The sequence below is a fragment of the Chryseobacterium sp. 2VB genome, from assembly GCF_005503635.1.
In the GTDB taxonomy this organism is placed as follows: Bacteria; Bacteroidota; Bacteroidia; order Flavobacteriales; family Weeksellaceae; genus Chryseobacterium; species Chryseobacterium cupriresistens.
The window spans coordinates 16021-36903 of the sequence record NZ_SCNC01000016.1 but is presented as its reverse complement, the minus strand read 5'-3'; the positions used below and the strand labels follow the sequence as shown (position 1 = coordinate 36903).

The window sequence follows — 20883 nt, the reverse complement described above, 5'->3', positions numbered from 1 at the left end:
CCGCCGGGGCGGTCTTTTACGAAAATATTTATATATTAAATTAACTATTGCCCTTGTTTGGCATCGTTAATCATTTTTTCATTGGCAGTAATTGCAAACTCTACTCTTCTGTTTTTAGCTCTTCCTTCTTCAGTATCATTGCTAGCTACAGGCATTGCTTCACCTTCACCTTTTGTAAACATTCTGCTTGATGCAATTCCTTTTCCTGATAAATAGGCTTTCACAGCGTCTGCTCTTCTTTGAGAAAGTTTAAGGTTGTAAGCATCTGCACCTTTGCTGTCTGTGTGACCATAGATGTTGATGTTTGTATCCGGATTATTAGCCAGTACTTCAGCTAATTTATCAAGGTTGGTCTGTGCAACAGAAGTAAGGTTTGAAGAGTCGAAAGCAAAGTTAACGATACTTTCATTCATAGTTACCTTAATACCATCTCCTACTCTTTCTACCTGAGCACCTGGTAAAGTTTCTTTAATATCTTTCGCCTGCTTATCCATTTTGTTACCGATAACGTTACCCGCAACACCTCCGATAATACCTCCTAATACAGCTCCGATAGCACCATTTCCTCCTCTACCTACATTATTTCCAAGGATACCTCCAAGTACTGCTCCTGAAGCAGCACCTACCGCTGTACCTCTTTGTTGGTGGTTTGAATTCTGAACCGCTTCACAACTTGTCAATAATAATGCTGATGACAGGAAAAGGGCTCCTACGTATGTTTTTGTAAATTTCATTTTTTTTGATCTTTTATGTTGATAAATTATTTCATTCCTGTTCTCTGGAAGTTGTAAACTACTTTTACATTACCTCCTTCAAATGGAACATCTTGCTCAAGTGAAAACTGATCTGTAGATTGATTGATCATTGTCAGGCTGTAACCTGCTGTATTTTGTTTAGCTTTTGTACCTGAAGCAATTTTCTTAAACATAAACGTATTACCGCCTTTTACTTCAAATTTGATAGGCTGTGTAATTGCCGGGCAATCTCCACCGCCGTTTAAAGTATACGCTCCTGTCCAGTTATTGGGAATCAATCTCCAGTGGCTTCCTACGAAGCACTGTGCGTCTGCACCTTCATCAAAAGGCTTAATTTTATAACCTTTATCATAATCTATGCTTACAATCTGCCAGTCTCCTTTCATTTTCAGGAAGTCGGCTCTTTGATTTTGAGATGTAGCTGCTTTGTTAACAGAGGAACACGAAACTGCAAAAAGTGATGTTCCCAACATCCCTGCAAGTAGTAACTTTTTCATTTTGTTGTTTATTATTTTGTTACTATAAAGTTACAAAAAACCGTGCCAAAATTTAAAATAAAAAATAAAAAGTCCGAAAAAATTCGGACTTTTTATGGTTTCTCCTTAAACACAGGGAGATAAATTATTTTTTAACAACCTTTTTTACGGATTTCGAAGGCTTGGCTGTGCCTGTAGTTTTTCCTTTATAAAAGTTGGTATAAGCATATTCTGCAGCTTTTTTCAGGTCGATAACTCCACCTGCCTGAGATTGGTCACCAAAACCATCTGCTGTACTCGGGTTGCTGCTTTTCACAAGGGCTTCAATAATCTGATAAGGTTTCAGATCCGGCATGTAAGCCAGCAAAACAGCAGCTCCTCCCGCTACTACAGGGGAAGCCATTGAAGTACCCTGAAGGTATTTATATTCGTTTTTAGGAACGGTAGAATAGATTTCTTCTCCCGGAGCAAAAACATTGACCATCTTTTTATTGTAATTGGAAAAATCTGCTCTCAGCGCATTATTTTTATTGGTACTTGCCCCTACCACAAGAACGTTGCTTACAAATGGTTTCTCATCTGTAACATTTTTAAAATTGGTAGGATATGCCAAGTGCTCTGCTACATCTTCATTTTCGTTACCTGCAGCTTTCACTAAAAGAACGCCTTTATCTTCAGCATATTTGAAGGCATCCCAAACCACATTTTTACCTGGAGAAACAGGTTTTCCAAAGCTCATATTTAAAACTTTTGCACCATTATCTACAGCATATCTGATGGCATTGGCAACGTCTTTATCTCTTTCATCACCATTCGGAACTGTTCTTACAGACATAATTTTAGCCACTTTGGAAGCTACTCCGTACTGAACTTCTTTTCCTTGCGGAAGTCCGGCAATAATACCTGCCACGTGAGTTCCATGTTCTGCATCCGGTCCTTCATAATGATTATTTCCATAGATTTTTTCAGAATAGTCATCATAGTTATCCCCTACAATTTCTTTTCTCGGATCATAGGAAAGGTCATATTGTTTTGCTGCAGGAGCAAAATGATCGATGGCTTCTTTCATTTCCTCCTTCATCTTTTTTTCAAATTCCGCGGCTGATTTTCCTTTAAATTCCGGATTTTGGGAGATCTGGCCTAAAAATTCCTTCGCAATGGCATCTCTCTGATCTGTCGGAGCTTTGATCGCAGCAATAGTTTCAGCGGTTACAGGCTTACCTGCAAGCAGTTTTACCATATTAGGAATCAGTTCGTTCAGCATAGAATAAGTCTGAAAGTTTTGTTTTGCCTCGATACTTTTTTTATTGAACATATCTTTGGCTTTCATATACATCTCAAACTCTTCCTTCATCTTAGCCTGGTTGGCTTTATTTTTTGTGGAATCATCACCTTCGAAGACAGGTTTATATTTGGCAACTACTCTTGTCACCTCCATGTTATCGATATCAATATCACCGTTTTTACCTCCTATAAAGTTCCATCCGTGTACGTCATCAATATATCCGTTTCCATCGTCATCTTTTCCATTTCCGGGAACTTCGTTTGGATTTGACCATAGGTTTTTTACCAATCCCGGATGATCTACCTGTACTCCACTGTCTAATACACCCACCACGACGGTTTTAGGCTTCAGACCTTTAGATTCCAGGTATTTATAAGCATTTGCTGTATTTACCCCGTATACTTTTGAAGTTGCAAAATCTTTATGATACCATGTCATCAGATCTTTATCTTCGTTGGGATCAATACTTTTAGCTTTAGATTCCTGTGCAAAAGAGAAACTAAAACCTGCAAAAAAAACTGCAGCTAATAATACCTTTTTCATATGTTGATATTTAATTTTTTAAAGAGATATGCCAATCACCATCATCATCTGTTTTATACTTTACCAACAGTGATTGTACTAATATTGTTGTTTTATATTTTTTATATATACGAGTGATTCCGGGCCTTTATTACAAATAAGGTCAAGAACCGACAGGTCTTCCAAAAATCCGAATTTATCAGAGAATGTCTGGTAATAGTCTTCCATCTGAAATTCTGAAGGAAGTTTTGCCGAAAACTTTTCCCTGAAATTGATACTCTCCGGATTTTTGATATATTCTTTATTCAAAGAGTGTGCCTTTTCTGTTTTAAGTATCTGTTGGATGACTTCTATCCCTTTAAGGTTAAAATCCAAAAGGAATTTTTCTTTAAGGTCAAATATTTTCCTGAACTTATCTTCATAATACTCAAAATAAGGAGAGCTTTGATATGCGGTCTTAATAGATTTCCAATGAAGCGTTCTCCAGTCTTCGCGGTAAGAAATTTCAACATCTTTGAATTCTCTTTTCCCATTATGATTGATGGGAATTATTAATGATAATTTTCCGTTGGCACCATAAATATTGGCCCTGTTTCTATACGTCTGCTTCGGAAAGTTTTCAAACTGTTCAAATACAATTTCATTTTCAGGATTTAAAAACACTGAAAACCATGAAATTGGGGGCATATAAAATGCCGGTAATAATACATTCTTCATATTCATAATGCAAAAATGAAGTATTTTTTCAAATACTTCATTCTATTTTACGTTTAATTTTTTTATTAATTGTCTTCAGTTTTTTTCTTTCTGAATAATTTCATGAAATACTCCCATCCGAAGAACAAGATCAGGATCATTGCTGCAATCCACCAGTAAGAGGTTTTATTGGCTTCTCCTGTATTAGTTGCTTTGAACATTCTTTCCCAACGGATTTTCTTAGGGGCCTGATACGTTGAACTTGCATCCGGGAATACTCCCTGTACGCTCATCCATGTAAACATTGGTTTTCCAACAATATTTTCTTCCGGAACGAAACCAAAGAATCTTGCATCCAATGACGCATCTCTGTTGTCCCCGATCATCATATAATAATCCTGTTGAATGGTATACTGATTCGCTTCTTTACCATTAATGAAGATCTTTCCGTTTTTCTTTTCTAAACTGTTGTGTTCATATTCAGAAATGATCCATTGGTACATTGGAAGTGTCTCCTGATTGATCGCTACCACATCTCCTTTTTTAGGAATTCTAACCGGGCCGTACCAATCCTGATTCCAAGGTTTGTTGATCGGGAAAATAGATTGTGTGGTATCAATTTTAGTTTTAGCTTCGTCTCTGTAATATACTGCAGCTTCTCCTTTTGGTGAAACTTCTTCCTTCATATCAATAACATGAGGAAGCTCTTTAATTTCTTTGGCAGTTTTATCCGTTAAACCCTGGAATCCATAAAGGAAACCTCCGTTATCCTGCTGTACTTCCTGAACCGGTAAAAATCCGTACGCTTTGTATAAAGTAGGAATATCCAATTGCGCATCAGTCGTTACAATATATCTGTGCTGTACTTCCTGATCTCCTAAAACAGTCTCCGGCTTTCCGTTAACGAAAAGTCTTCCGGCTCTCATTTCAAAAGTATCTCCTGCTGTAGCCACACATCTTTTTACGTAAGGATCTTTTCTGTCAATAGCAGTATGGACGGAATCCTGAGGATAGTTGAAAACCACCACATCATTTTTCTGTGGCTTGTTGAATTGTAAGATTCTTGTGTAAGGAAGCTTCACTGCATCTACGTAAGACTTTGGATCATCTTTCGGGTTTCCTTTCTGTCCTGTATCCATAATAGTTCCCTGAAGGAAAGGAATCGCCACAGGACGCATTGGAAGTCTGTATCCATAGCTCCATTTGTTTACAAAAAGGAAGTCACCCACCAATAATGTTCTTTCCATAGATCCTGTAGGAATCCCGAAAGGCTGTGTTACAAAAACATGGATAATAGTGGCAAAAACTACCGCAAAGGTAATGGAACCAATGAATGTATCTTTCTTTTTATCGTTTTTCTCTTCTTCTGTAAGAAACAGGTCGTTTGCATTTTCATCTTCTAACTCTACATCTTTCGAATAGTTGATGACCGCCATATAAATAAACGGCAGAATCACGGTAAGAATCTGATCTTTGAAAAGTGTTTTCCCAAACTTTTTCACTAAATAAAGGTGGAAAACCGACATCATAATGGGGCCTACTATCGGAAGATAAGACATGATTGCCCACCATTTCGGATGTTTTGTTTCTTTGAGAATAATGAAATAGTTGTAGAAAGGGATAAAAGCAAACAGAGGGCTATATCCCATTTTCTTGAACAGTTTCCAAGATGAAATCCCCATCAGTACGGATAGTATGAGGACATACACTGTATAAGTTAAAAAATAATTCATAAATTTTTGTGCCTATTCTTAAGATATAAATAATAAAAATGATGAGTAATAAATGATAAAAGCAGTCCGCTGTTTACAATTCACTATTCATCATTTTCTGCTTATTGGTCTGCAATTTACAGAATTTGTTACAAATTAAAGCCCCAAAACGTCTTTCATTGCGAAGTTTCCTTTTTTATCTTTAATCCACTCAGCAGCTACTACCGCTCCCAGTGCAAAACCGTTTCTATTGAAAGCGGTATGCTTGATTTCGATTTCGTCCACTTCACTTCTGTAATACACGCTGTGTGTTCCCGGAACTTCATCTTCACGTATGGCAAAAATTCCAAGCTGCTTCCCTTTTGTTTCTTCCAGTTTCCAGGCATCAAATTTAGGATTGTTCTGAATGATTCCCTCAGCGATAGAAATTGCAGTCCCACTTGGAGCATCTTTTTTATGGATGTGATGAATTTCTTCCAGCTGGCAAGAGTATTCATCTACGTTTTTCATCAGGTCCGCAAGCTTTTCGTTCAGAGCAAAAAATAAGTTGACTCCCAAACTAAAATTGGAACCGTATAGGAAAGCGGTATCGTTATCCACCGCTAATTTTTCAATTTCAGCTTTTTGATCAAGCCATCCTGTTGTTCCACAGATCACGGGAATTTTATTTTCAAGGCAAGCTTTGATGTTTTCAAAAGCTACTTCCGGCAGTGAAAATTCAATCACAACATCCGGATTATTAAGATTCTCAGCAGTCGGGGTTTCCTTCAGACGGGCAACTACTTCATGACCTCTCTTCTGTGCGATCTCATCAATGATCTTACCCATTTTACCGTAACCAACTAATGCTATTTTCATATAATCTTATTTATTTTTAATGCTGCATTCAATCTTCAGACCTTCTGCAGATATGTTGTATTTTAAAATCTGTAACTTAAACTGAAACCTGTTTTTGGTGTGCTGTAGCCATACTGGTCCTGAATAACCGACGGCTTAAACACCAGATCCGGATCATGACGGCTTTCATAAAGATGAGCGTCTACTACAGCATCTACAATATTCAGAATATAAATCAAACCTGTAATGGCAATGGCATAATCCCTTTGCCTCTTGGCTCTGTCCTGTGCATTACCCAACGCTCTTTTGTCCAGCCATGGGTGGCTGTCTACGAATTCATTGGGAGTTCCGTTCAGCTTTGCCACGTAATATTCACGATATTTTTTGTATTGGTTATCATTCCATACGGCAATACCAACCCCAGCACCTACTGCTCCCCAGACAATAGGAATTTTCCAGTATTTTTTGTTATAAAACTGTCCTAATCCGGGTAAAACTGCAGAGTACAATCCTGCTCTGGTAGGATTAAGCTTTAAGGTTTTTGCTGTGGGACCGTTTGCTTTTTCAAGATCTTCAATGATTTTGGCTTCGGTTTTACCAGGCTTTACGACACGGGTTTCTTCTTTCGGAGGAGTCTGCATCCGAACGGTATCGATAGGTTTTACTTGTGAGTAAGCCAGTGCAGCGATACACAAGAAAAATGTGAAAAATATTTTCTTCATTTATTTAATATGAGATAAAATATATTCCAGCTCTTCTTCATTTTTGAAGTCCAGAACAATTTTACCTTTTTTACCATTTCCAGAAGCTTTGATCTCTACTTTTACGTCTAAGATATCTGCAATGGTCTTCTGGGCTTTTTTATAGTTATTGGAAAGTTCTACTTTTGCTTTTTTGGCAGCAGGAGACTTCGGGTTCTTCAATGCAGCAGCAGCCTGTTCAGCCTGACGAACGTTTAATTTTTCTTTGATAATAAGATCAAATAAAATCTGCTGATCTTCTTCACTTTCAAGACTAATAATCGCTCTTCCGTGTCCTGCAGAAATCTCACCGCTTCTGATAGCATTCTGAATATCCGGATTTAATCTTAGCAGTCTGATAGAATTGGTAATTGTACTTCTGTCCTTTCCTATTCTCTGGCTCAGGTTTTCCTGAGTAAGACCGATTTCCTCCAAAAGCCTGTGATAAGTTAATGCAATTTCAATAGCATCAAGGTCTTCCCTCTGGATATTTTCAACAAGAGCCATTTCAAGAAGCTCCTGGTCATTGACTAAACGGATATAGGCAGGAATAGTCGTTAATCCGGCAATTTTAGTTGCCCTGTAACGTCTTTCCCCGGAAATGATTTCAAACTTCTCCCCGTCTTTTCTCAGGGTAATCGGCTGGATTACGCCTAAGTTTTTAATAGACTGTGCAAGTTCGTTTAATGCTTTTTCATCAAAATAAGTTCTCGGCTGCGTTGGGTTCGGATAGATATCTTCAAGCGCAACTTCCACAATATTTCCCACAAACTTATCTGCTCCTTCATCAGTAGCGGAATTGATCGTTGCTTTGGATTCTGCACTTAAAATGGCGCCCAGGCCGCGTCCCATAGCTCTTTTTTTGTCCTTCATAGATATAATTGATAAATGATGTTTGAGAAGTGATGACCAGCATTCACTTATTGCCCATTTATTATTAATTTAATTCTTTATTAAGTTTTCATTCTTCAAAAGAACTTCTTCAGCTAACTGAATATACTGAACAGCTCCCTTACTTTCCGCATCATAGTTCAGGATACTTTCCCCGAAACTTGGTGCTTCACTCAATCTTACGTTTCTGCTGATAATGGTTTCAAAAACCATCTCAGGGAAATGTAAATTTACTTCTTCCACAACCTGATTGGATAGTCTCAATCTGCTGTCGTACATGGTTAAAAGAAGACCTTCAATTCCAAGATCTTTATTATGGATTTTCTGAACATTTTTAACAGTGTTCAACAATTTCCCAAGTCCTTCTAATGCAAAATACTCACACTGGATCGGAATGATTACAGAATCTGCTGCTGTAAGAGCATTTACCGTAATAAGACCTAAACTCGGTGCACAGTCGATGATAATATAATCATAATCATCCCTTACACTTGCCAATGCTTTTTTCAGCATATACTCACGGTCTTCCTTGTCTACCAATTCAATTTCCGCTGCTACCAGATCGATATGTGACGGAATAATATCCAGGTTGGGAGTTGCCGTTCTTTTGATACAGACTCTTGTATCTGCACTATGCTCAAGAAGATTATAGGTAGAATACTGAACATCCTCAACACCCAAGCCGGATGTTGCATTCGCCTGAGGGTCAGCATCAATAATTAATATTCTTTTTTCCAATACTCCTAATGCTGCTGCCAAATTTACAGCGGTGGTAGTTTTACCAACACCTCCTTTTTGATTAGCAATACCTATGATTTTTGCCATTATTAGAACTTTAAGCTTCAAAAATACACTTTTTTCTTTGCTCTCGGTGAGTGGAGAAAATCAAAATTGAGTTAAAATATTGTTAATAAGCAATTTAACGATAAAAAAAATTATCCACAAAAAAAATTCTTTGTGGATAACTATTTGAAATTTACTTTTCCGTATTAATTATCAAATTTCATAGAGATGGGAAATTTGAAATAACTTCTTACGAATTCTCCTTTTTTGTTTTTGGCCGGGATCCATTTTCCTTTGTTGGAAATTGATTTAATAGTTCTCATTGCCTCATTGTTAAAATCGGCGTTGGTTCCGTTAGCTTTTACCCCTGAGATGGTTCCGTCCATTTCTACAATAAAGGTAACTGTCGTCTTTACAACATCTTCGGATTCAAATCCTGAACTGTCGAAGCTGTTCATTACTTTATTTCTGAAGGAGTCTATTCCTCCCGCAAAATTGGCTTCTACCCCAAGTTCTCCTGCTTCAGCAATTTTACTTTTGTCCACCGGATCAGCAATCACAGGCGGAGGTGTTGTCATTACAGGACCTGTTCCCACTGTTAGTGTCGGAACATTGGGTGTCTTCGGCGCAACAGGATCTCCTTTAAAATTGTCTTTAAATCCTGCTACAGCATCATCAGGAATGGGATCTTTTTTCACATTATCCTGAGCTGTACTTGATGGTGTAGGCACTGTACTGTCAAATGTTTTTGTATTGGGTGCGACCTCAGGCTTTACCAGAGTAATTTTTACCGGCGGAGCAACAGGATCATCAGGAATTAATACTGGTGGAGGAAGTACATACCCTCCATCTGTTATAACTTCTACAGGTTTCAATGCAGAAATCACAAATGGCGTGATGGATACTGCAGCCATTAAACTTGCTCCGATAAAAAGCGCTTTGGTTAATATTCTATCTGATTCGTTTCTTAATACATAGGCACCATAGTCTTTATTGCGGTGCTCGAACAGGACTTCGTTGAACCGAAATTCCTGGTTTTGGTTATGTTGTTTCATCACTACTACTATTTAAACTGTTAAAAATTTTGATTATTAGTTTTATTATTCTTATCGATAAGTACTGTTTCAATATCAAAACATCTGCCAAAATTTTATCAAAACAACATAATATTAGAAAATTTTATGATAATGTTTGAATTTTAACATTTACAAGTAAAAAGTTTATAGAAGAAAAAGGAGTTATTTCTTCTCAAGTAAATGAGAAATAAACTCAATGACTTCTTACCCCTTGCCAAGGTTTAAAACCTTGACAAGGGTCATAAAACAAAAAAAGAGACCATCCCATGATGATCTCTCTTTTATTTTTATCTTTACGAATATTAGAATAATTCTTTTCTGATGATGTTCTGACTTCTTTCAGGACCTACAGAAACTAAGTATACGTTGATTCCTAAGTATTTCTCAATAAACTCGATGTATTTTTGAGCAGTATCAGGAAGTTCATCATAGCTTCTTGCTTTAGTAATATCTTCGCTCCAACCTGGTAAATCCTGATAGATTGGCTCGTAGTTGTATAGCTTTTCTGTTGACGAAGTGAAATAATCGATGATTTTTCCGTCTTCAGTTTTGTAATGTGTTACTACTTTCAGGTTCTCAATTCCTGTAAGAACGTCAAGCTTAGTGATCACAAGGTTGTTGATTCCGTTGATCATACAAGCATGCTTTAAGGAAACAAGGTCTAACCAACCTGTTCTTCTTGGTCTACCTGTAGTTGCTCCGAATTCACCACCGATCTGTCTGATTTTCTCACCCAGTTCGTTATCCAATTCAGAAGGGAAAGGTCCGTTTCCTACTCTTGTACAGTAAGCTTTTGCTACTCCAATAAGGTTCTGAAGTGAAGTTGGCGGAACACCAGCTCCTGAACAAACACCTCCTGTAGATGGAGAAGATGAAGTTACGTATGGATACGTTCCAAAGTCAATGTCAAGCATTAATGCCTGTGCACCTTCGAATAAAACGTTTTTACCGTCTCTGATTGCTTCGTTCAGCTCTAATTCAGTATCAACGATTCTGTCCTGAAGCTGCTTTCCGATCGCTAAATATTCGTTGTAGATTTCTTCAACGTCTAACGTTGGTTTTCCGTAATATTTTTCAAAAAGAGAGTTCTTAACTTTTAAGTTTTTCTCAATTTTATCTCTTAAAATTTCTGGATTTAAAAGGTCTACCATTCTGATCCCGACTCTTGCAATTTTATCTTCATAACAAGGTCCGATTCCTTTTTTGGTAGTTCCGATCTGAGTTCCTCCGTGTTCCTCTTCACGGTAAGTATCCAAAAGGATGTGGTAAGGCATAATAACATGCGCTCTTCTGCTGATAAAGATGTGATCTGTTCTTAAGCCTTTGCTCTCGATCTGACCAACTTCTTTAATGAAAGACTTAGGGTTTACCACTACTCCGTTCGCAATGATACATTTCCCTTTGCATTGAAGAACTCCTGAAGGAAGAAGGTGTAGAACGAATTTCTCATCACCTACATAAACCGTGTGACCAGCATTGTCTCCACCCTGGAAACGTACTACATAATCCGATTTTGCTGATAAAACATCCGTGATTTTTCCTTTGCCTTCATCTCCGTACTGAAGACCTACAACTACATAAGTTGACATATTTTACTTTTGTTTTTAGATTCGTGCAAAATTACTTTTAAAAAATTGGGTGAGCAAATTTGAGAGGAATTTTATTTTGGGGTGGGGTGAAAATCATGAGGTTGAACGGAATAATTTTTATATTTGATTTATTACAATTATCTCAAAAACATCTTTTTTTAACCGTATTTTATCTTAAAGGATTTGCAAATGAAAATGAACAATTTAAAATATTTAATGTAAAAACAAAAAGATTTAAGCAAAAAGGAAATTTCTTTTCTTCTTCTTCTCATTTTTACATTCTTAAGGATAATAGATTTTGGTGAAGATGATTAGATGAATACAAAGAAATATTATTCAATAACTTAGTTTAATTTTTTTGATAAAATACCAAAAATTGGTATCTTTGATTAAAATTAACACAATGGCAAAAAACACATCCATATTATTAGGCGATTATTTTGACAACTTTATCAGCCAACAAATTAAATCTGGAAAATTTTCTTCCGCCAGTGAAGTTGTAAGAACAGCTTTAAGAATGTTCGAATATGAAGAATCTAAAAAAACAGAATTAATCAACGAACTAAAAAAAGGGGAAAAATCTGGTTTTGTTGAAAATTTTGACCGTAAAGAATTTTTGAAAAATCTTCATCAAAAACATTCTGCTGACTAGATGAAATACAAAATAAGTAAAGAAGCGTCCCATGATTTACAAAAAATCTGGCTTTACACCTTCGAAACTTGGTCAGTAAAACAGGCAGATCATTATTTTGATTTGCTCATGAATGAAATTGAGTACTTATCTGAGAATCCAAAATCTGGAAAAGATTACGGTGAAATCAGGAAAGGATATTTCCGTTCAAGGGTGAAATCTCATTTTATATTTTACAAAATCAAAAGTGAGGAAATTGAAATCATAAGAATTCTTCACCAACAAATGGATATTTCATCAATATTAAATGAATAGAAAAATCATTAATTCTGTATCTTTAATTACCCTCTAACCCAAAAGAGAATCCCCCATGAGATCACTCCAAAAATCAGGTTATCTACCTGCAACCACAAACGATCAAACCCAACTCTTTTACACTTTATTTTATCCGTATGCAGCTTCTGTGAAAGCCACGCTACTTATTGTTCACGGAATGCAGGAACACAGCGGAAGATATGCAGAGATTGCAGAATATTTTGCGGCTCATGGAATTGCTGTATTGACCTATGATCACCTGGGACATGGAAAATCGGTAAAAGAGAAAAAAGATATTGGTTTCTTCCAGCTTGAAAAACCGGATGAAAGGCTTGTAGCCGATGCCGAAATGATGGCTGATTATCTTGTAGAACAATATCCGGATGTCCCCCATTTTATTCTGGGCCATTCTATGGGATCTTTTATTACACGATGTCTTCTTCAAAAAGCAAGCAGTAAATTTTCCGGGGCTATCATTACAGGAACCGGCGGACCTTTACCGGGAATCGATATATTGAGAGGTTATTTGTCATTAGCCACAGCTATCGCTCCTCGTCACCGTACTTTTTTGAATTCTGTTTTTACGAGTGTCAATAACAAGCATTTTAAAAAAGATAAAGACTTCGGTGATACCAGCTGGCTCAGTATTAATCCTGAAAACAGAAAGGCTTTTGAACAGGATGAACTTTGCGGAATTCCGTTCACCCATAATGCTTTTTATACTTTATTTACCGTTTATAAAAAGGCGACTGCAAGAAACTGGGCTGCACCTATTTCTAAATCATTTCCTTTTTTATTTGTAAGCGGACAGAATGATCCGATTGGCGATTTTGGAAAAGGAGTCATGCATACGGTTGACAACTTAAAAGCTGATGGTTTTGAAAATGTAGACGTAAAGATGTATCCGGAAATGCGTCATGAGATTTTGAACGAATCCATAAGAGAAAAGGTTCTGACGGAAATTTATAAGTGGATATTTAAAATCAATAATCACAAAGAATAAATTCCAGATAGCAATTATCTGGAATTTCTGTATAAGTTTCGGCTAAAGCCGATGGATTCTAATCTTATTGATAGACGGGATAAAGCCCGCCTCTCTTGAATACCTAAAGGATTTTGTATGATTTGTAAGAAATATAATAATTACCCCAGCATCAATTCTCTGTCAATTCCAATCTCCTGAAGAAAAACTTCATCGTGGGAAATCACCAGCAGGGTTCCATGATAATCTTTGATAGAATGGGTGAGAATTTCTACATTCTGCAGATCAAGATTATTGGTAGGCTCATCAAGGATGATCATATCCGGTGCTTTATTGCTGATGGAAAGCCCGCAGAGAAGTAACCGTAAACGCTCTCCTCCACTCAGCATACCGCATTTTTTATCCCAGGTATCTTTTCCGAACAAAAATCTGGACAGTAATGTTTTGACTTCTGATTCCTGCATGGCACTGTCATTGAAAGTCTGTACAAAATCATACAACGTTGAGTTATTATCAATCAGAGAATATTCCTGGTCAATATAGATACTGTTGAATTCTGTCTTATTTATTTTTCCTTCCGAAGGTTTAATATTTTCCAACAGAAGCTTTATCAGGGTAGTTTTTCCGGAACCGTTTGAGCCTTTCACTGATATTCGGTCTCCGCTTCGCACCTCCATACTGATGTTTTCTTTCCAGAGTTTTTCTTTTCCGTAAGTGAAATTAATATCTTCAACGGTAACAAGGATCTTTCCTGAATGTAGATTGGAATCATTAAAATTAACTTTCATCTGATCAGAATTCTTTAAGGAGGAACGCAGATCTCTTAAGTCACCGGAAATACCACTTATTTTCTCAGCATGGACATTTTTCAGTTTTGAACTGTTTTTTTCCGCATTATTCCGAAGGGTATTCATCATAATCCTTGCTACTCCGGATTTTTCCTGCTTGCCTTTACCTCGTGCATCCAGCTTTTGTTTTCTTTCCAGGGTTTCCCGTTCTTTTTCTTTTGCTTTTTTTAAAGCCCGCTCTTTGGAATGGATATCATTTTGCAATGCTTCCTCCTGCACTTCTTTCTGTTCGACATAAAAGTCATAGTTTCCACCATAAGTTGCAATTCCCTGATTACTTAACTCAAATATTGTATCCACAAGATTGAGCAAAGTACGGTCGTGGCTTACGATAACTACTGTTGAATCTGTTTTGTCAATAAGGTCATACAAGAGTTTTCTTCCTTCCCTATCCAGGTGATTGGTCGGTTCATCCAATATGATAATATCAGGTTGATTGATCTGAATTCCGGCAAGAAAAACTTTCGTCTTCTGGCCGCCACTCAAGCCTTCAAGCTTTTGAGTTAAATCAAAATTCGCGAGTCCCCAATGCTCCAGAGCCTGCTTACACCGATCTTCAATGTCCCAGTCATCATTGAGCATTTCAAAATAAATTTCATCCACCTCTCCATTGGTAATTTTCTGGAGGGCATATAATTTCTGATCTATTTTCAGACATTCCGCGATGGTAAGATGATTACAATTTCCAAACATCTGAGGCACATAAAAAATATCGCCCTGGATATTAACGCTGCCTTCTGAAGGTTGTATTTCGTCTGCGATTATTTTCAGCAGAGTTGATTTCCCCATGCCGTTACTGCCTAGCAAAGCAGATCTGGTATGAGCCTGTATTGTTACATTGATATGATTAAATAGAAGATTTCCTCCCGGAAACCCAAAGGATATATTTTGCAGTAAAATCATGATTTCTTTCTTAAATAGTATAATTAAACACCTGCAACACTGGCGTTGCCATTTATTGAATCTGAAAGAAATTATATCCTACATGTCTGTATTTTAGGTTTTGAAAGTACAAAGATACTCATTTTCCGGAATATATAATTCTTCACAAAAAACACAAGACATTTATCATCATATTGTTCTGCCTTATTTCAAACACCTTTTTTTAATCCCTTTAAAAATCCTTTTTTTAAGGCTATATCATTCTATCTAATTAAAAATCTTATCATTCTTACTATTTAAACATACTTCGCTGTAATATTCAATTTTGTTGTTGCAATACCTTTTAACTTTCGAACTGACAAAAACAGGAAAGTATTTTAATCAAAAATCCGTAACTTTGCCAACTACTAAAAATTTTATGGAAAGCATTAAAGTTCACGACAAAACTTTCGTTCCTTATTTAAAGGATGCCGAAATTCAGGAAATTGTAAAAGAGACAGCGTTAAGAATTTATGAAGATTACAAGGACGAAGTTCCTGTTTTCATTGGGGTTTTAAATGGGGTGGTGATGTTCTTCTCAGATCTTTTAAAATATTACCCGGGAGAATGCGAAATTGCCTTCATTCAAATGAGTTCTTACGTAGGAACTGAGTCTACAGGGATCGTTTATCAGAAAATGGAGCTTACCAAAGATGTAAGAGACCGTCATATTATTCTTGTTGAAGATATTGTAGATACAGGAAATACCGTTGAAAGTCTTTTCAAATATTTCAAAGAAACACAACGTCCTAAATCTGTAAAACTGGCTAGTTTCCTGCTGAAACCGGAGATTTACAAGAAAGATTTCAAACTGGATTATATCGGAAAGGAAATTCCTAACAAGTTTGTGCTTGGATATGGACTGGATTATGACGAATTGGGTAGAAACCTTCCGAATTTATATCAGCTGGAAGACGGACAAATCAACCATTAAACGCTGTTGGCTATTAGCTGATAGCTTTTAGCTTAAAATTATATAAAGAAATAAATTTAATAATAACTTAAAAAAGCTGAAAGCAAAGAGCAAACCGCCAAAAGCTAAAAGCCAGAAGCAAAATGCCAGTTGCCTAAAGCGAATCAACATTATGATAAACATTGTTCTGTTCGGCCCTCCAGGAAGTGGAAAAGGAACACAAGCTCAGAATCTGATCGAAAAATTCAATTTAAAACAGGTTTCAACAGGTGATCTTTTCAGATACAACATGAAAAATGACACTGAACTTGGAAAACTGGCTAAATCATACATCGATAAGGGAGAATTGGTTCCGGATCAGGTAACAACAGATATGCTGATCGATGAGATCAAAAAACCTACTGATACCAACGGTTTTATTTTTGACGGATATCCAAGAACAACTGCGCAGACAGAAGCTTTGGAAATGATCGTTAAAGAAGTACTGAATGACGAGATTGATATCTGTCTTTCATTGGTAGTAGAGGACAAAATTTTGGTGGAAAGACTTCTGAAAAGAGGTGAAACCAGCGGAAGATCAGACGACAGCAATGTAGAGATCATCGAAAACAGAATTAAAGAATATTATACCAAAACAGCAGAAGTTGCCGAGCTTTATAAGAAGCAGGGAAAATATGTAGAGGTAAACGGTGTTGGAGAAATTGATGAGATTTCCCAAAAACTTTTCGCTGAGGTAGAGAAAATTAAATAATCGGGATATGGGTACGGGATTGAAATTTCATCCTGTAATCCTCAGCCCGCAACACAAACTATATGTCTAATTTTGTAGATTACGTAAAGATCCATTGTAAAAGCGGACACGGAGGTGCTGGTTCTGCCCACCTTCGCCGTGAAAAGTATATTCCTAAAGGTGGTCCTGACGGAGGCGACGGAGGTCGCGGAGGTCATATCATTATGAAAGGAAATGCCAATGAATGGACTTTGCTTCCACTCCGATACACCCGTCACGTAAAAGCAGAACGTGGTGAAAACGGAGGAAAAAACCAGCTTACCGGAGCCTACGGAGCTGATGTTTATATTGAGGTTCCAGTGGGAACTATTGCCAAAAATGAAGAAGGCGAAATTATTGGTGAAATTTTAGAAGACGGACAGGAAATCATCCTGATGCATGGTGGTAAAGGAGGTCTAGGAAACGAGCACTTCAAGTCTTCTACGAATCAGACCCCCAGATATGCACAGCCAGGTCTTCCGGGAGAAGAAGGGTATATCGTTTTCGAACTTAAAATTTTGGCAGATGTAGGTCTGGTTGGGTTTCCGAATGCCGGAAAATCTACACTTTTAGCATCTGTTTCTGCGGCAAAACCAAAAATTGCCAATTATGCCTTTACGACACTGACTCCTAACCTCGGAATTGTTGATTACAGAAATTACAAATCATTTGTAATGGCTGATATTCCGGGAATTATTGAAGGAGCAGCGGAAGGAAAAGGTTTAGGACACAGATTCCTGAGACATATTGAAAGAAATTCCATCCTTTTATTCTTAATTCCGGCTGATTCCGAAGATCATTTCAACGAGTTTAAGATACTTGAAAATGAACTGAAGGAGTACAATCCTGAACTTCTGGATAAAGACTTCATTGTTTCTATTTCAAAATCTGACCTTCTGGATGATGAACTGAAAAAGGAAATTGCAGCAGAGTTCCCGGAGAACAAGAAGCCTTTATTCTTTTCAGGTGTTACCGGAGAAGGCCTTATGGAACTTAAGGATGCCATCTGGAAACAATTGCACGGATAGAAATATTGATTCATCAGTTCTGTTTTTTCATAAAATAAAACTGCAACATACAAAATAGTCTTAGGTTTTCCTGAGGCTATTTTTCTGTATATAATTCTGATATTTTTCTACATTTTAAACCATTAAGAATGGATTTTTCTTAACATTTTCATTGGATCTTAATTGTTCAATAAAAATTTAAACTGATTTAACATAAAAACAAAAGAAATTTTCTCTTTTGGAACAATTATTGGGAGATCCTCTGAAATTGAAAAAACTATGAAATATTTGCTAGCCATTTGTGCATTTGTGTTTTTGACATCCTGTACAACTTCTCAAAAAGTAAATTCAAAATATGCTGCCATTGAATATGAGGCGACTCCATGTTTTGGATTCTGTCCTGTTTTTAAAATGACGATCAATCCGGACAGAACTGCGGTTTTTGAAGCAGAACATTTTAATTTTAATGATAAACCTTCGAAAGATGAGTTTTCAAAGCCACGTGAAGGAACTTTTAAAGGAACCATTAAGGAAGAGGATTACAATAAATTAATCACTTTACTGGACGGATTAAATGTAAAAGGTTTGAATGATAAATACGGTGAACACAATATTACCGATCTTCCAACTTCCTATTTAAGAATCAAATTTGCTGACGGAACTTCAAAAAATGTAGAAGATTATGGAAAACGTGGAAGCGAGAAACTCTCAGAAGTGTACCAGTTTTTTGAAAATCTGAGAAAAAACCAGGAATGGACTAAAGTGAAATAAGCCTTATAAAAATATTTAAACTATCTTTACCGCAATAATTCCTTCTTTTGGGAGGAATTATTATTTTACAGAACTATTAACCATTCAAAAAAACATGAAGAAGAACATTTTTATCGCTCTGGCATTTGTTTTATCAACAATAAGTAATGCACAAACAACTTCCGAATCGATGAGCTTTGGAGTAAAAGGAGGATATACCTTATCCAGCATGAAATTCTTTAACACACAACTCGATTCAAAATCTTATTTCTACGCCGGAATCCTGGCCGAGCAACCTTTGTCCTCTAAATTTGGCTTGCAGGCTGAAGTATTATATACACAACTGGGTGGTAAAGACGCTTATCCCTGGTATGAGCTGGTAGGCAACGAAGTGGTAAACATGGGTAACATGAACTTTAATTATAAATTCAACCAGATACAGGTTCCCATTTCAGTAAAATATTATATTGTTTCGGAGCTTTCTGCTTCTGTAGGGATGAACTTAGGATTTAATATATCATCCAAAGTAAAAATGAATACTGTTTTTGATGAGGCTGAAACGCACAATTACGAATCTTTAAAAACCTTGAATTTATTTCCTTTTCTGGGTGCAGAATATAAGATTAATCAAAAGTTTTTTGTTGACGCCAGATACAATTTCAATTTTATAGAAATGAATAAAAGCAATGCAGTTCCCATTAAAATGGGATTTCTTCAGGCTGGCGTAGGATATAGATTTAAATAAACTACAGATATCTAACAGAAAAAAATGGCGGCTCATATTCGGGTGGCCATTTCTGTTTTTCAATAGGCAATAAGTCTAAAAAAGTGGAAAAAGATACTTAAAAATATTTAGACTACCTTTGCAGAATGTAATTCTTTCAGACTGAAGGAATTTTTATTTAAATTTTAAAATAATTCATTTGAATTTTACAGACTTAAACTTAATAGAACCTATTGCAAAAGCAATCCAGGAGCAGGGTTACACGACTCCAACTCCTATCCAGGAAAGATCTATTCCTGACATTTTAGAAGGCAGAGACTTTTTAGGTTGTGCGCAGACAGGAACAGGAAAAACAGCCGCTTTTTCCATCCCTATCCTACAGAATTTATCCAAAAATAAAATTCCCAATAAACATATAAAAGCCTTAATCCTTACCCCCACCAGAGAACTGGCTATCCAGATTGAGGAAAACATTAATGCTTACGGTAAATATCTTCCGTTAAAGCAGCTTGTTATTTTCGGAGGTGTAAAACAAGGAAATCAGGAAGCTGCTTTGAGAAAAGGAGTTGACATTCTGGTAGCAACACCAGGAAGACTTCTGGACTTTATTGCTCAGGGAATCATCAGCCTGAAAAATCTTGAAATCTTTGTTCTTGATGAAGCAGACAGAATGCTGGATATGGGATTTGTACATGATGTAAAAAGAGTTATTAAACTTTTACCTCAGAAAAGACAAACTTTATTCTTTTCAGCAACAATGCCCGGCGAGATCCAAAAACTGGCTAATTCTATCCTGAATAATCCTGTGAAAGTGGAGGTAACTCCGGTTTCTTCTACAGCAGATACCATCAAACAATCTGTATATTTCGTAGAAAAAGATAACAAACTGAATTTGCTTTCTCACATTCTTCAAAATGATATTTCAGATTCTGTACTGGTTTTTGCCAGAACGAAGCATGGCGCGGATAAGATTTCAAGAAAACTTCAGAAAGATAATATCTCTGCAGAAGCGATTCACGGTAACAAATCTCAGAATGCACGACAAAATGCGTTGAACAATTTCAAATCCGGAAAAACAAGGGTTCTTGTGGCGACAGATATTGCAGCCAGAGGAATTGATATTGATGAATTGAAGTTCGTAATCAATTTTGAACTGTCTGATGTTTCTGAAACCTATGTACACAGAATCGGAAGAACAGGAAGAGCCGGAGCTGAAGGAACCTCTATTTCTTTTGTAGACGGACTTGATCTTCTGAATTTAAAGAATACAGAAAAGCTGATCGGCAAAAAAATTCCTGTGATCAAGGATCATCCGTTCCATACAGATGATCTGGTGGCACAGAAGAGGGATTCGAATAACAAACCTGTTCCTGCCGGCGGTGGAAAGCCTAAAACAGAAAACAGCAATAATTCAAGGTCTAATAATAACCGTAAAAAGCCTTCTGCGGGAGCTTCTCTAGGTTTTAAAAAGCCTAAGAATAAGAATTTCACAAGAAAAAAATAAAAAACAAACCCCTTTTCAGTGTTGAAAAGGGGTTTATTTATCTTATTATTAAAGCTTATACTGCTTAACTTGGCTGAATTCGGGATAAGAATAGCAGGTTTTAATAGAGTCTGGAAGCTGGGAGCTGGAAGAGGGAAGTTATTGAGGTTATAACAAT

General features: G+C 36.7%; 21 protein-coding genes. 9 read left to right on the top strand and 12 right to left on the bottom strand.

Translation table 11 applies throughout. The features are described from left to right. Nucleotides 1–44 precede the first annotated feature (44 nt). The 11 genes from FFS26_RS15015 to FFS26_RS14965 form a co-directional block, all read right to left on the bottom strand. Nucleotides 45–734 carry an OmpA family protein gene (locus FFS26_RS15015; RefSeq protein WP_137905431.1) on the bottom strand — a complete coding sequence of 230 codons (690 nt, stop codon included), beginning with the start codon at nt 732–734 and terminating at the stop codon, nt 45–47. A 26-nt stretch (nt 735–760) separates the two neighbouring features. Beyond that, nucleotides 761–1252: a lipocalin family protein gene (locus FFS26_RS15010; protein ID WP_047433063.1), complete on the bottom strand. Its 492-nt coding sequence runs from the start codon at nt 1250–1252 to the stop codon at nt 761–763. Nucleotides 1253–1376: 124 nt separating this feature from the next. After that, entirely contained in the window at nt 1377–3059 is a 1683-nt protein-coding gene (locus FFS26_RS15005; protein ID WP_137905430.1) for a S8 family serine peptidase, read from the bottom strand. A gap of 78 nt (nt 3060–3137) precedes the next feature. Beyond that, nucleotides 3138–3761 (bottom strand): WbqC family protein, encoded by a 624-nt coding sequence (locus FFS26_RS15000; protein ID WP_410493543.1) that lies wholly within the window; start codon nt 3759–3761, stop codon nt 3138–3140. Nucleotides 3762–3820: 59 nt separating this feature from the next. Beyond that, nucleotides 3821–5467, bottom strand: a complete 1647-nt coding sequence (gene lepB, locus FFS26_RS14995; RefSeq protein WP_110010777.1) for a signal peptidase I — start codon at nt 5465–5467, stop codon at nt 3821–3823. 135 nt (nt 5468–5602) lie between these two features. Beyond that, nucleotides 5603–6304 carry a 4-hydroxy-tetrahydrodipicolinate reductase gene (dapB, locus tag FFS26_RS14990; RefSeq protein WP_137905428.1) on the bottom strand — a complete coding sequence of 234 codons (702 nt, stop codon included), beginning with the start codon at nt 6302–6304 and terminating at the stop codon, nt 5603–5605. A 62-nt stretch (nt 6305–6366) separates the two neighbouring features. Further along, nucleotides 6367–7005, bottom strand: coding sequence for a DUF5683 domain-containing protein (locus FFS26_RS14985; protein WP_137905427.1), 639 nt, complete (start codon nt 7003–7005; stop codon nt 6367–6369). Then, nucleotides 7006–7896 (bottom strand): ParB/RepB/Spo0J family partition protein, encoded by an 891-nt coding sequence (locus tag FFS26_RS14980; RefSeq protein WP_110010780.1) that lies wholly within the window; start codon nt 7894–7896, stop codon nt 7006–7008. A gap of 69 nt (nt 7897–7965) precedes the next feature. Then, entirely contained in the window at nt 7966–8739 is a 774-nt protein-coding gene (locus FFS26_RS14975; RefSeq protein ID WP_002981269.1) for a ParA family protein, read from the bottom strand. Between the two features lie 164 nt (nt 8740–8903). Continuing rightward, nucleotides 8904–9752, bottom strand: coding sequence for an energy transducer TonB (locus FFS26_RS14970; RefSeq protein WP_110010781.1), 849 nt, complete (start codon nt 9750–9752; stop codon nt 8904–8906). A gap of 323 nt (nt 9753–10075) precedes the next feature. Further along, on the bottom strand, nt 10076–11362 hold the full coding sequence (locus FFS26_RS14965) for an adenylosuccinate synthase (protein ID WP_062676417.1): 1287 nt from the start codon (nt 11360–11362) through the stop codon (nt 10076–10078). Nucleotides 11363–11765: 403 nt separating this feature from the next. Here FFS26_RS14965 and FFS26_RS14960 point away from each other — a divergent pair, with 403 nt between their 5' ends. Genes FFS26_RS14960 through FFS26_RS14950 form a run of 3 tightly spaced genes read left to right on the top strand, consistent with a single transcriptional unit; the run spans nt 11766 to nt 13311 of the window. Next, the gene (locus FFS26_RS14960; protein ID WP_110010783.1) at nt 11766–12014 is read left to right on the top strand and encodes a type II toxin-antitoxin system ParD family antitoxin; all 249 of its coding nucleotides are present in this window, start codon (nt 11766–11768) and stop codon (nt 12012–12014) included. Then, nucleotides 12015–12308 (top strand): type II toxin-antitoxin system RelE/ParE family toxin, encoded by a 294-nt coding sequence (locus FFS26_RS14955; RefSeq protein ID WP_110010784.1) that lies wholly within the window; start codon nt 12015–12017, stop codon nt 12306–12308. 55 nt (nt 12309–12363) lie between these two features. Next, nucleotides 12364–13311 carry an alpha/beta fold hydrolase gene (locus tag FFS26_RS14950; RefSeq protein ID WP_137905426.1) on the top strand — a complete coding sequence of 316 codons (948 nt, stop codon included), beginning with the start codon at nt 12364–12366 and terminating at the stop codon, nt 13309–13311. A gap of 140 nt (nt 13312–13451) precedes the next feature. On the opposite strand, the gene FFS26_RS14945 is transcribed toward FFS26_RS14950, so the two are convergent. Then, a complete protein-coding gene (locus tag FFS26_RS14945) occupies nt 13452–15041 on the bottom strand; it encodes an ABC-F family ATP-binding cassette domain-containing protein (RefSeq protein WP_137905425.1) in 1590 nt (529 codons plus the stop codon). A gap of 397 nt (nt 15042–15438) precedes the next feature. On the opposite strand from FFS26_RS14945, the gene FFS26_RS14940 reads away from it, so the two are divergent. The 6 genes from FFS26_RS14940 (at nt 15439) to FFS26_RS14915 (ending at nt 20726) form a co-directional block, all read left to right on the top strand. Beyond that, nucleotides 15439–15993, top strand: a complete 555-nt coding sequence (locus FFS26_RS14940; protein WP_047374145.1) for a phosphoribosyltransferase — start codon at nt 15439–15441, stop codon at nt 15991–15993. A gap of 151 nt (nt 15994–16144) precedes the next feature. After that, nucleotides 16145–16723, top strand: a complete 579-nt coding sequence (locus FFS26_RS14935) for an adenylate kinase (RefSeq protein ID WP_110010787.1) — start codon at nt 16145–16147, stop codon at nt 16721–16723. Nucleotides 16724–16785: 62 nt separating this feature from the next. Beyond that, nucleotides 16786–17769 (top strand): GTPase ObgE, encoded by a 984-nt coding sequence (gene obgE / locus FFS26_RS14930; protein WP_137905424.1) that lies wholly within the window; start codon nt 16786–16788, stop codon nt 17767–17769. 258 nt (nt 17770–18027) lie between these two features. After that, a complete protein-coding gene (locus FFS26_RS14925; RefSeq protein ID WP_110010789.1) occupies nt 18028–18519 on the top strand; it encodes a DUF6438 domain-containing protein in 492 nt (163 codons plus the stop codon). A gap of 94 nt (nt 18520–18613) precedes the next feature. Then, nucleotides 18614–19243 carry a porin family protein gene (locus FFS26_RS14920; protein ID WP_137905423.1) on the top strand — a complete coding sequence of 210 codons (630 nt, stop codon included), beginning with the start codon at nt 18614–18616 and terminating at the stop codon, nt 19241–19243. A 178-nt stretch (nt 19244–19421) separates the two neighbouring features. Next, nucleotides 19422–20726, top strand: a complete 1305-nt coding sequence (locus FFS26_RS14915) for a DEAD/DEAH box helicase (RefSeq protein WP_137905422.1) — start codon at nt 19422–19424, stop codon at nt 20724–20726. The last annotated feature ends 157 nt before the right edge of the window (nt 20727–20883 follow it).

Bases quoted from the DNA above. Each gene is read 5' to 3' on its own strand.
- FFS26_RS15015 (WP_137905431.1), bottom strand. From the start codon at position 734: ATGAAATTTACAAAAACATACGTAGGAGCCCTTTTCCTGTCATCAGCA.
- FFS26_RS15010 (WP_047433063.1), bottom strand. From the start codon at position 1,252: ATGAAAAAGTTACTACTTGCAGGGATGTTGGGAACATCACTTTTTGCA.
- FFS26_RS15005 (WP_137905430.1), bottom strand. From the start codon at position 3,059: ATGAAAAAGGTATTATTAGCTGCAGTTTTTTTTGCAGGTTTTAGTTTC.
- FFS26_RS15000 (WP_410493543.1), bottom strand. From the start codon at position 3,761: ATGAATATGAAGAATGTATTATTACCGGCATTTTATATGCCCCCAATT.
- lepB (WP_110010777.1), bottom strand. From the start codon at position 5,467: ATGAATTATTTTTTAACTTATACAGTGTATGTCCTCATACTATCCGTA.
- dapB (WP_137905428.1), bottom strand. From the start codon at position 6,304: ATGAAAATAGCATTAGTTGGTTACGGTAAAATGGGTAAGATCATTGAT.
- FFS26_RS14985 (WP_137905427.1), bottom strand. From the start codon at position 7,005: ATGAAGAAAATATTTTTCACATTTTTCTTGTGTATCGCTGCACTGGCT.
- FFS26_RS14980 (WP_110010780.1), bottom strand. From the start codon at position 7,896: ATGAAGGACAAAAAAAGAGCTATGGGACGCGGCCTGGGCGCCATTTTA.
- FFS26_RS14975 (WP_002981269.1), bottom strand. From the start codon at position 8,739: ATGGCAAAAATCATAGGTATTGCTAATCAAAAAGGAGGTGTTGGTAAA.
- FFS26_RS14970 (WP_110010781.1), bottom strand. From the start codon at position 9,752: ATGAAACAACATAACCAAAACCAGGAATTTCGGTTCAACGAAGTCCTG.
- FFS26_RS14965 (WP_062676417.1), bottom strand. From the start codon at position 11,362: ATGTCAACTTATGTAGTTGTAGGTCTTCAGTACGGAGATGAAGGCAAA.
- FFS26_RS14960 (WP_110010783.1), top strand. From the start codon at position 11,766: ATGGCAAAAAACACATCCATATTATTAGGCGATTATTTTGACAACTTT.
- FFS26_RS14955 (WP_110010784.1), top strand. From the start codon at position 12,015: ATGAAATACAAAATAAGTAAAGAAGCGTCCCATGATTTACAAAAAATC.
- FFS26_RS14950 (WP_137905426.1), top strand. From the start codon at position 12,364: ATGAGATCACTCCAAAAATCAGGTTATCTACCTGCAACCACAAACGAT.
- FFS26_RS14945 (WP_137905425.1), bottom strand. From the start codon at position 15,041: ATGATTTTACTGCAAAATATATCCTTTGGGTTTCCGGGAGGAAATCTT.
- FFS26_RS14940 (WP_047374145.1), top strand. From the start codon at position 15,439: ATGGAAAGCATTAAAGTTCACGACAAAACTTTCGTTCCTTATTTAAAG.
- FFS26_RS14935 (WP_110010787.1), top strand. From the start codon at position 16,145: ATGATAAACATTGTTCTGTTCGGCCCTCCAGGAAGTGGAAAAGGAACA.
- obgE (WP_137905424.1), top strand. From the start codon at position 16,786: ATGTCTAATTTTGTAGATTACGTAAAGATCCATTGTAAAAGCGGACAC.
- FFS26_RS14925 (WP_110010789.1), top strand. From the start codon at position 18,028: ATGAAATATTTGCTAGCCATTTGTGCATTTGTGTTTTTGACATCCTGT.
- FFS26_RS14920 (WP_137905423.1), top strand. From the start codon at position 18,614: ATGAAGAAGAACATTTTTATCGCTCTGGCATTTGTTTTATCAACAATA.